At 56.7% G+C, this 10,574-nt stretch carries 7 protein-coding genes and 1 pseudogene; 2 read left to right on the plus strand and 6 right to left on the minus strand.

From position 1 onward, the window contains the following. The first annotated feature begins 519 nt into the window (after positions 1-519). Positions 520-2,709 (plus strand): NADP-dependent isocitrate dehydrogenase, encoded by a 2,190-nt coding sequence (locus tag MF268_RS24835; RefSeq protein WP_238373383.1) that lies wholly within the window; start codon positions 520-522, stop codon positions 2,707-2,709. Positions 2,710-3,049: 340 nt separating this feature from the next. Here MF268_RS24835 and MF268_RS24840 read toward each other — a convergent pair whose 3' ends face one another. The 6 genes and pseudogenes from MF268_RS24840 to MF268_RS24865 all read right to left on the minus strand — a co-directional run bounded on the left by MF268_RS24840 (position 3,050) and on the right by MF268_RS24865 (position 9,568). Continuing rightward, positions 3,050-4,294 carry a cation:proton antiporter gene (locus MF268_RS24840; protein WP_238373384.1) on the minus strand — a complete coding sequence of 415 codons (1,245 nt, stop codon included), beginning with the start codon at positions 4,292-4,294 and terminating at the stop codon, positions 3,050-3,052. A 474-nt stretch (positions 4,295-4,768) separates the two neighbouring features. Further along, positions 4,769-4,996 (minus strand): annotated as a pseudogene (locus MF268_RS24845) (ABC transporter permease); the annotation flags it as partial. A gap of 12 nt (positions 4,997-5,008) precedes the next feature. Further along, a complete protein-coding gene (locus tag MF268_RS24850) occupies positions 5,009-5,758 on the minus strand; it encodes a DeoR/GlpR family DNA-binding transcription regulator (RefSeq protein WP_273545170.1) in 750 nt (249 codons plus the stop codon). Next, positions 5,758-7,443 (minus strand): ABC transporter permease subunit, encoded by a 1,686-nt coding sequence (locus MF268_RS24855; RefSeq protein ID WP_238373387.1) that lies wholly within the window; start codon positions 7,441-7,443, stop codon positions 5,758-5,760. The genes MF268_RS24850 and MF268_RS24855 overlap by 1 nt, the downstream gene beginning before the upstream one ends. Further along, complete coding sequence (locus MF268_RS24860; RefSeq protein WP_238373388.1) at positions 7,440-8,474, minus strand: ABC transporter ATP-binding protein; 1,035 nt, start codon at positions 8,472-8,474, stop codon at positions 7,440-7,442. Before MF268_RS24860 ends, MF268_RS24855 begins: the two co-directional genes overlap by 4 nt. Before the next feature lie 86 nt (positions 8,475-8,560). Beyond that, the gene (locus MF268_RS24865; RefSeq protein ID WP_238373389.1) at positions 8,561-9,568 is read right to left on the minus strand and encodes an ABC transporter substrate-binding protein; all 1,008 of its coding nucleotides are present in this window, start codon (positions 9,566-9,568) and stop codon (positions 8,561-8,563) included. A gap of 216 nt (positions 9,569-9,784) precedes the next feature. Between MF268_RS24865 and MF268_RS24870 the strand changes: the two genes are divergently transcribed. Further along, positions 9,785-10,574, plus strand: a 790-nt coding sequence (locus MF268_RS24870; protein ID WP_238373390.1) for an inositol monophosphatase family protein, incomplete at its 3' end; no start/stop codon positions are given.

Here is a 10,574-nt window from a genome sequence, read left to right on the forward strand (position 1 = left end):
CAAACCTACTTCTCAGCAATCGCAATCACCCCGACCGTAATCTTCCGGCTTTCAGTGAGAACAACTCCTGAGCCTGGGCTGATTTTCGAATGCCGGTTCCCTGAGTCACCTTAAGATTGCTATGCGAGAGTTTTTTTTCAATAACGTGAGTGTATTAACTTAATCCCAACCGCTCGACTACCTTTCTGTCAGAGCAGTCTATCTCGTTGGCGTGCGCCATGGCATCCAGCTTGAACCCTTCCAAGAAGGTGGCGATGTGCAAATGGCATTCTTGCCATGGCATTTGCGAAGAAAGCGTTTCAAACACACGCGGAGATGCCCGTGGGAACTATGGTTCTGGCACCTTGAACACGCCTTTTTTGATTGATGCATGGAAGATGGGTCAGTTGGGTACTTTGGACCCAAAAAGCCATCGTAACAACATTTCGTGGCTCGTGGCTCTGTATGCTGCGGTGTACCGTCGACCTTCTGTTTCGGTTCAGATATGAGAGGCTCAAATGCAGCAATTTGGAGCATATCATGTCCGACATCATATACACGAAAGTTGACGAAGCACCTGAGTTGGCCTCGGCGTCGCTGTTGCCGATCATTCAGAAATTCGCAGAAGCCGCTGGCGTCAGCGTCGGAAAAATGGACATCAGCCTCGCCGGGCGCATTCTGGCAGCGTTTCCCGAGCATCTAAGTGAAGATCAGCGTCAGAGAGATGATCTGGCCGCATTGGGACGCTTGGTGAAGACGCCCGAAGCGAATGTGATCAAGCTGCCCAATATCTCCGCCTCAGTGCCCCAACTGGTTGCCGCAATCAAAGAGCTGCAGTCGCAAGGTTTTGCGCTGCCCGATTATCCGGAAACGCCCGCGAGTGACGAGGAGAAAGCCGTTCGTGCCAAGTATGACGGGATCAAGGGGTCGGCGGTCAATCCGGTTCTGCGCGAAGGCAACTCCGACCGCCGCGCCGCCAAAGCCGTAAAAAGCTTTGCGCAGGCAAACCCGCACCGCATGGGCGAATGGACGTCCGACAGCAAGACGCATGTGTCGTCCATGTCGGGAAACGACTTTTTCTCAAATGAGACCTCTGCCACTCTCAAAAAAGCCACTGGCGCCAAAATCGTGCTGGAGACAGCATCCGGTGAGACAGTTCTCAAAGAGGGCCTCGAGTACCCTGCCGGCACAGTAGTCGACGCGACCTTTATGAGCGCCGCCGCACTCAAAGATTTTTTGATCAAGGAAATCGAAAAGACCAAGGACGAAGGTATCCTTTTCTCGCTACATCTGAAAGCGACGATGATGAAGGTTTCCGACCCCATCCTTTTCGGTCACGCTGTGAAGGCTTACCTCGCTCCGGTGTTTGAGAAGCACGGCGATAAGATGGCAGCACTCGGTGTAGACCCGAACTCTGGCCTCGGGGACTTGCTGGCTCGCGTCAAAGACGAGGCAGAGATCTTGGCCGACATCGACGCCTGCATGGCCGACCGCCCGCCGATGTACATGGTCGATTCCGACAAGGGTATTACGAACCTCCATGTCTCTTCAGATGTGATCATCGACGCCTCCATGCCTGCGCTCATCCGGGCGGGCGGCAAAGGCTGGGGGCCAGATGGCAAGGAAGCAGACGCGAACTGTGTGATCCCCGATACGTCCTACGCCCCGGTTTATGACGAGGCGATCAATTTTTTCAAAGAAAACGGCAAGTTGAACCCGGCAACCGCCGGCACAGTGCAGAACATAGGTCTGATGGCTCAAAAAGCCGAGGAATACGGCTCGCACCCGACAACTTTCGAGATCCCCGAATCCGGAACGGTAAAGATGATCCTCGATGATGGTACCGTTCTTCATCAGCACGCTGTAGAAGCGGGCGACATCTGGCGTTCCTCTTCGGCGCGGAAAGCCCCAATCGAAGATTGGGTCAATCTGGCCATCTCCCGTCAAAAGGCAGAAGGTTGCCGGGCAATCTTCTGGCTTGACGAGAACCGCGCGCATGATGCCGAGCTCATTTCCTACGTAAAGCCGATCCTCGAAGCGCAAGGACTGACAGACGAGTTCGAAATAATGGCCCCGCGCGAAGCTACGCGCGCGTCGCTTGAAACCATTACCAAGGGCGAGAATACAATCGCTATTACTGGGAATGTTTTGCGGGACTATCTTACAGATCTCTTCCCGATCCTCGAACTGGCGACCTCTGCCAAGATGCTGTCCATCGTGAAACTTATGAATGGGGGGGGATTGTTCGAAACAGGGGCTGGCGGGTCGGCACCGAAACACGTCCAGCAGCTTGTTGAACAGAACCATCTGCGCTGGGACAGTCTTGGCGAATTCTGCGCCCTCGGCGAAAGCCTGATCTTCCTCGCCGACGCAAAAGGGAACGACAAGGCCCGCATTCTTGGTGAAGCCGTCGAAACCGCAACGCAGGGCATTCTTGACAATGGCCGGTCGCCATCGCGGAAGGTGGGCGAACCGGACAATCGAGACGGCCACTACTGGTTTGCGCGGTATTGGGCCGAAGCTGTGGCCGTTCAGACTAAAGATACTGAACTTGCAGCGCATTTTGCGCCAATCGCCAAGGATCTTGCCGCTAAAGAAGCCGATATTCTTTCGGAACTTGCTGGTGTGCAGGGCAACGCTGTTGACCTTGGAGGGTATTACCGAACCGACGCGGCGAAGACAGCCAGCGTGATGCGCCCGTCCAAGACGCTCAACAGTATTATCGGGTAAGGCGACTGATCCAAAATTGCCGCGTCCCCGAAAGGGTGCGCGGCGGCAAAAAACGTAAAGAATAATTTTTGTGAGCTGCGGACGTATTACGGCCGAGAACCACTCTGCAAAAACAAAAAGTTCTACCAGCGCCCGGTTTGAAATAAAGTCGCCAAGATACCTCGCTTGAAGGTTCGAAACTTGATCCTGACGACGAAAGTATGCGTCTATGAGGTTTCAAAAAAAAGGACATTACAGGGGAGCGGGGCGCAACTTCAGACCGGCCAAACAATCGGCTCGGAACCAGTATACTTGTTCGACCCGTAGTCTCATGATCAAAATACTGTCGTATTGATTGGCTCTAAAAATCTTCGATCTTCCGCATAGCCCAACTTACACTGAATCCATGTAGAACCGTGGACAGTAGGATCACGAGGCCAACGAGCGACCAAAGCTGGCTTTCGTTTACGAATTCCATGTGGCTCATCGCGTAGCATAGGTAATAAATGGAACCAATTCCACGTACGCCAAACACTGAGATTGCAGCTCGATCCCGGCGGGACATTCCCGTACCGATTAGACTGATCCAACCTGCGAGGGGGCGGATAACCAAAATCAGGATCAACGCAATCAAAACCTGGTTCCACGTCAAATCCGCGAATACCAATGGCAGAATGGATCCGAGAGCGACCAACAGCACCGCAGTCAGAGCATGTTCGATGGATTCGGTAAAATCGTGCAGTCGTCGGTGAAAATGGTGATCTTCTTCCATCCGCCGCAGCGTCATGCCCATTACGGCCACCGCTATGAACCCGTAGCCTTCTACCAACTCGGTCGAACCGTAACATAGCAGAACACCGGCAAGCGCAACGACACCAGACCCTGTGTTAGCCAATGGTGCACTTTTCGGCACTGCAAACAGGACAAATGCCAAGGCCCGTCCCCCTGCCCAGCCTGCAATGGCGCCGACGACGATACGGTAGACGACATCAAGAGCAAACCATTCAAGCGCCCAAGCGCCCACGTTCAGCCCCTCAGCCGCTACAATCAAGCCCAAATATACAAAGGGAAAGGCCAACCCGTCGTTGAGCCCGGCCTCGGTTGTCAAGGTAAAACGAACAGGATGCTCGCCTCCTTCGTGCGGCGGCCCGACCTGCACGTCGGCCGCAAGAACTGGATCGGTAGGCGCCAATACCGCGCCAAGCAGAATTGCCCCCGCCACAGTCAAGCTTTCCAGCCCGACGCCCAACAATGCTATGGAAGCGATTGTAAGTGGCATGGCAATCGCGAGCATACGCGCCGTCGGAGCCCACTTGCGCCAAGGCAGAACGCTATCAATCCGCATGCCTGTCCCAAACAGAGCGACGATTACGGCCAATTCGCTAAGAAGTTCCCACGGCATCGGAGCTTCCCGCGGATCTGGCATCGTGGGAATGGCCGGGATCAATAATGCGCCAGCGCTTCCCAAGATGATCATGAGGGGGGCAGAAGCTGGCTCACTCCGGGACACAAGCCTCGGAATCCAGCGCGCCAAAATCACTATTGTCCCTATAGCAGCCAAGGCAATATGGTAAGGATTAATAGCGAAGAATGCGTTCAGGTCCATGATCAGGCTGTTTCCGTTAGAATTACGAAGTGAGACGAGACACAGGCTTCGCTGCAACCGACTGCTTGCAAAGCAAAATAGCGCAGTTGTTCGAAAAATCAGGTCTGATCCATTTGGCTTTTAAACGCCAGATGCTTTCGAACCAGAGTTGTTCGAGAATTCTCAGAGAACGTGGTAGCTGGCTGACATCCACGCAAGGGGACGATTGGAAGGGCGGTCGGTCATCGAGACATCGCTACCCGTCGAAGCGCGTATGCCGGTTTCGTGCCATCTGATCGACAATGGCATGGACAGTTCTGTCGCAACACTGTGTCCCACCACCGCTACGCTTGAGTTATGCATGAAAGTGGTTCTTCAAACGCGCCTAGTCCTTTTAGCGCGCTTGTATTGCGCAGAGTCCCATTCGAAATCTATGTCAGCCTGCACGCGTCGGCTTATCGCCGATATGCCAGAAAATGCCGGACATGACATCAGTCAGCTCCATCCTCCGGAGGTCGTGACATCCCGCTGCCCATCGCCCATGAGGTTGATCACCAGGACCAATACAGAAAGAACCGCGCCGAAAATCAACACCGGCCAGGGTTCAAAAAGCATCATGTTCGTGCCTTCCGAAACCATTAGGCCCCAAGACGGGGTCGGCGGCTGCACACCGAGGCCCAGACAGTTGAACGCGGCTTTCAGCAAGATGGCATGGGCCATTTGATTCAATAAACTTCAAAGAACCTTAATAGAAGCGTTTCTAAATTGCTCCAGAAGCGCTTCGGGCGCAGCTCTATCGGTAACAAGGGTTCCGATCCCCTCCGCATCCAATGACCGAACGCGGCTGGTGGCATTCAGCTTTGTGTGGTGGGCCATGCTTACTGTTCTCACTGCCTGCGCGGCCATCGCGGCGGAAATTTCGGCCTCTTGAAGATCATAGAAAAACGCCCCTTTCTCTGGATGCAGGGCCACCGGCGCGGAAAAGCAGAGATCGACCTCGAAACGACGGATCTCGGAGAGGGTCAGCTCACCCACTGTCGCGGGCACGTCTGCGGCGATCCGACCGCCCAGGAGAACCACCTCCCTGCTGCCGGCCTGCAGCGTGGTGGCCACATCCAACGAATTAGTGACAACCGAAATGCCGGGAACCTTCACAAGCTCGCGGGCAAAGACAGCGGTGGTCGACCCGGCATCGACCATGATCATCTGACCGGGCTGTATCAGGCTGACAGCTTTTTTAGCAATTTCGGATTTGGCACGGATCTGGGTCGTCATGCGCTGGCGAAACGGATCTTCCATCCGGGCTTCGGGTAAGACGGCCCCTCCGTGGACCCGAGCCACCTTGCCGATCTCTTCCAGATCAAGCAGATCGCGGCGCACCGTTTCGCGCGACACGCCCAGCATCCCCGCTAGATTATTGGCGCTGACCTGCTGGTTGGCGGCTAGCATCGAAAGAATCCTCTGGTGGCGTTCTTTTGCCCACATCAGGCTGTCTCCCCGCTTTCGCCTCGCTGGCGCATCAGCGCCAGCGTGAATTTCATAGACAAGACAGCGACGCAAACAACCGCCATAACGCAGGTGGAAAATGCCGCCGCCTGCGAGGTCAGCCCGGCATCGTCCAGTCGCATGATCGTCACTGCGGCGACGCTCAATTCGGGCGTGGTCAGGAAGACTACCGCCGAGAGAGTGACCATCGAGCGCATAAAGAGGAAGAAAAAGACTGATACCAGCATGGGCGCGATAAACGGGGCCACAATGTCGCGGGCAGTACGCCCAAGACCTGCGCCAAGGCTGCCTGCGGCCTCTTCCAAGGCGGCGGGCAACTGTCGAAACCCGGTCAATGCGGTAAGGAACGCCTGAGTATGGTAGTGGTAGAAATTAACAATCCCGATCAGCGCGGCGGTGCCATAGAGCAGGTAAAGCGGTGTCGCTGTGGAGTTGAACGTCAGAATATAGGCCAGCCCGAGCACCATCCCAGGGACGGCCGCTGGCATGGCAGCGAGGATCTGAATCGGCTGGGCCAGCGCCTGAGGCAAACGCCGCAAGCCCAGACCCAACAGGAACACCGCCACGGTGCCACCCGCCGCCGCTGCCAGCGAAATCAGGATGGTGATCCAGAGAGAAGAATACCCTCCCGCCAGCGTAATGTCATAGTGTTTGGGCGACAGCGACATGTTGTAGGGCCAAAGCGCGACGAAACTGGCGTAGACCACGATGCCAATAACCGCGACGATACATGCACAGATCAGCAATGACAGTGCCGCCATGCTCAGATCTCGAAATGGCGCGAAGGAGGGGTGATACGGCACCTGCCCCGTGGCCTGCCCCGCCTGCTGACGCTTCATCGCCTGCCGCTCGATTGCGTACGATAGCACGGTGGGAAGCAGCAGCATGATCCCCACCACTGCTCCCATGTTGAAGTTTCTCTGGCCAACAACTTGGCTGTAGATCTCGGTTGCGAGGACGGAATAGTCACCGCCAATTACCGCGGCATTGCCGAAATCCGTGATGGTAATGGTGAAGCACACAAAACCCGCATTCATGATACCGAAGCGCGCTGAGGGAATGGTCAGGTCGCGGAATTGCCGCCAGGACGAGGCTCCCATGACGTCCGCCGCCTCATATGTGCGCGCATCCAGCAGGACCAGCGCCGCACCGATTATCATCACCGCCTGCGGCAGCGCATACAGCGTATTGGCGATCAGCAGACCCCAGAACCCGTAAATCTCGATCTCGACCCCAAGGGCGCGGCTGATGACGCCGTTGCGCCCAAGCAGAAAGATCAGCCCAAGCGCCTGCACCAGCGAGGGCGCCAGCAACGGAAGGACGATGATGCCACGGATCAGCCATTTACCGGGAAAAGCACAGCGATAGAGGCCGTGTGCGATCACGAAGCCCAGCAGCACGCTGAGCAGCGTGGTCGCGCCGCCCATAATCAACGAATGCCGCGTTGCGCGCCAGAATCCGGAAGAACTGAGCACCTCGGCGTAATTGCCAAGCCCAAAACTGTCGCCAACCGTGATCGAGCGCAAAAAGACGATTAGCATCGGATAGGCAAAAAAGAGGATCAACCCCAGCAGCGGCAGGCCAACACAGACGAGGGTCAGGAGGCGATCGAAATCAAAAAGCGCACGTCCGGCCCGCGCCGGGGCCTGTTCCTGCAGGCTCATGTTGGCACAGCCTCGGCCAAGTCCCCGTCGTCGTCGACCCATGTGCAGGCCTCTGGTGAGACGTGCAGCCGTACACGCTCACCAGCGCGGCAGGGGTTCGCGCCGTGGGTTTCCACGGTCAACATGCCGACTGGGCTGTCGACCTCAAGCCGCCGCAGGTTGCCAAGAAAGCTGATGCTGCGCACTGTTGCTGCACCATCGACCGACTTCGCAATGTTGATCTGCTCGGGACGGATGCAGGCAAGCTGTGGCTTGCCTGAGGCGGGTCGGGTCGCCAGCAGATTGGGAAACAGGCGGTCAACCTCTTCAGGCGACAACAGATTGCTGATCCCCATGAACTCGGCCACGAAACGGGTGGCAGGCCGATGGTACAGATCCTCCGGCGTACCCGCCTGCACCACGACGCCGTGATTCATACAGATGATCTTGTCTGCTAGTGCCAGTGCCTCTTCCTGATCATGGGTCACCATCAGCGTCGGAATGCCGAGTGCGCGCTGCACCTGCCGGATTTCGTCGCGCAAAGTTGCACGCACTTTGGCATCCAGAGCCGAAAGCGGTTCATCCAACAACAACACACGCGGATCAACAGCAATGGCCCGCGCAAGGGCAATTCGCTGCTGCTGCCCGCCCGAAAGCTGGCCGGGCATCTTATCAGCGACCTGCGGCAGCTTGACCAGTTCCAGCAATTCCGCGACCCGTACCGAGATTTCAGTCTTCGCTGCGCCCCGGATTTTAAGCCCATACCCGATATTCTCGGCGACAGTCATATTGGGAAACAAGGAATAGGACTGGAAGACGATGCCAAAGCCACGCTTGCGAGCGGGCAATTGTGACAGATCGGCGCCTTCCAGAGTAATCTCTCCGCCGTCAAGTTCGGTTAGACCGGCGATCAGCCTTAGCAGCGTCGTTTTTCCGCAGCCCGAAGGCCCGAGCAGGCAGACGAACTCGCCCTGATCGATCCCTATAGAAACGCGGTCGAGCGCCGTAAAATTGCCGTAGATCTTGGTGGCATCGCGGACGGTTAGGTACATGGGGTCTTACTTTCCTTCGGCGTGCAGGCGATCCGAGACCGCCTGCAAAGGGTTGGGGCGAACCGAAGCCGCCCCGATCTTTGGCCTTAGCGGCCGAACTTCTCTTTCCATGTCGCCTTTACATCGGTCTGGTCATTCGCGGCTTGTACAAAGTCGATATCCGCGAGGATGGTCGAGATGTCGGCGGGAAGCCCAGCCGCCTCGGCCGCTTCAGATGCATCGACACCCGGCACGGTGATTAGCGCCTTGTACTGCTGATAAAGGTCGATAGCCTCGTCCGACATCGTCCAGTCTAGGAAGGCCTTCGCCGCCTCGGGATTGTCGGTGCTGGCCATCAGGCCGGAGGCTTCCAGCTCGTATCCCACGCCGCCTTCGGGAAAAACCATGGCCAGTGGATAGCCCTCTTCGATCGATTGCATCGCTGTAAAAGCCAGCGAGATCCCAACGGTATATTCGCCCACCCGCGCGGACTTACACGGCTTGGAGCCCGAAGATGTGTATTGCGCCATATTTGGATCGACCGCTTCGAGTTGCGCCCAGCCAGCTTCTTCGCCCATGCTCTGCAAGACAGCGTTGACGTGCAGATAGCCCGTACCGGAGGAGTTCGGATCCGGCATCAGCACCTCGCCCTTGAAGGCCGGATCTTCGAGATCGGCCCAGCTCTTTGGCATCGTTAGGCCTTTTTCTTCAAGCCGAGCGGTATTCACGCAAAAGGCGCCCATATAGCCGATCGGTGCGAACCACTTGCCATCCGCGTCTCGGAAGGTATCGGGCAACACGTCGACACCCTTTGCCTCGTAAGGCTCCAGCATCTCGAGGAACTGGGGATCCATCATGGCGCTGACCGCCCAGCCCCAGATCACATCAGCTTGCGGGTTGCCTGCCTCTGCCAGCAACCGCGCGCCCAGCTTGCCGGTGGACAGGCGCAACACGTTGATTTCAGTATCAGGCATCGCCGCCTTAGCAGCTTCGATATAGGCCGCGATCTCTTCTTCCTCGAGTGCGGTGTATACCGTCAGCTCGTCGGCCAAGGCCGGCACCGCAGCGGCGAGAGCTGCCAGCGACAACGTGGTAGTCTGAATCCAGGTCTTCATAATCATCTCCTTGTTGGTTCACTTCCTTGTCCGGACCTGTGCCCGGTCGATGGGGCCCCTGCAAAACCCCTTCTGTATAGCTGCCCGGCGTCATGCGTCGTCCGGTGTAACATTGGGGCAATATGTGTAGTCTTGCGTTTTTGTGGTCTTTGTCTACTAATAATTCCCGCGGTGTGCGCCCGCAGCCTGTCACTTTACGTATTCTGAGGAATTTCCATGCAGTCCCTTAAGCCCAACCCCGATACGGATCGGCTGGCTCAGTTCGCAAATACCTTGGCGGATACGACCGACGCGATGGCCATGAGCTATTTTCGCAAGCCGCTCGACATCGAGGCGAAGGCCGACGAGTCGCCTGTCACCCAAGCCGACCGAGCCATCGAAGCCGAGATGCGACGCCAGATCGCCGAAGCCTTTCCAAACCATGGTATCCTTGGCGAAGAACATGAGGACGACCGGCTTGACGCTGAACGGATCTGGGTCATCGATCCTATCGACGGAACGAAAAGCTTTCTCTCAGGAATGCCAAGTTTCGGCACGCTGATCGCCTGCCTGGAAAACGGTGTGCCCGACGTCGGAGTCATATCGATTCCACCAAGCGGCGAACGCTGGACTGGCCAGAGTGGTGCACCCTCGCAATTAAACGGCGCGCCTTGCCGCACCAGCGGTCGGCTACGCCTTTCCGAGGCGATCCTTTATACCACCAGCCCGGACAACTTTGACGCTGCGGGATGGGCGCAATTCGAAAAACTATCTGGAAAAGCGAATATGCGACGCTTTGGCGGGGACTGTTACGCTTATGGTCTGCTGGCTTCGGGTCATGTGGACCTTCTGTTCGAGATGAACCTTCACCCATACGACTACATGGCACTTATACCGATTATCGAAGGCGCAGGAGGGATCATCACAGATTGGGACGGGCAACCTTTGAGTGTAAGCCTCCGGGGGCGGCCGTCTGAACTTGTGTTCGCTCCGATGGTAAGTCCGCCCTTATGTCCGACTTTATCAA

Source organism: Heliomarina baculiformis (genome assembly GCF_019966545.1).
In the GTDB taxonomy this organism is placed as follows: Bacteria; Pseudomonadota; Alphaproteobacteria; order Rhodobacterales; family Rhodobacteraceae; genus Heliomarina; species Heliomarina baculiformis.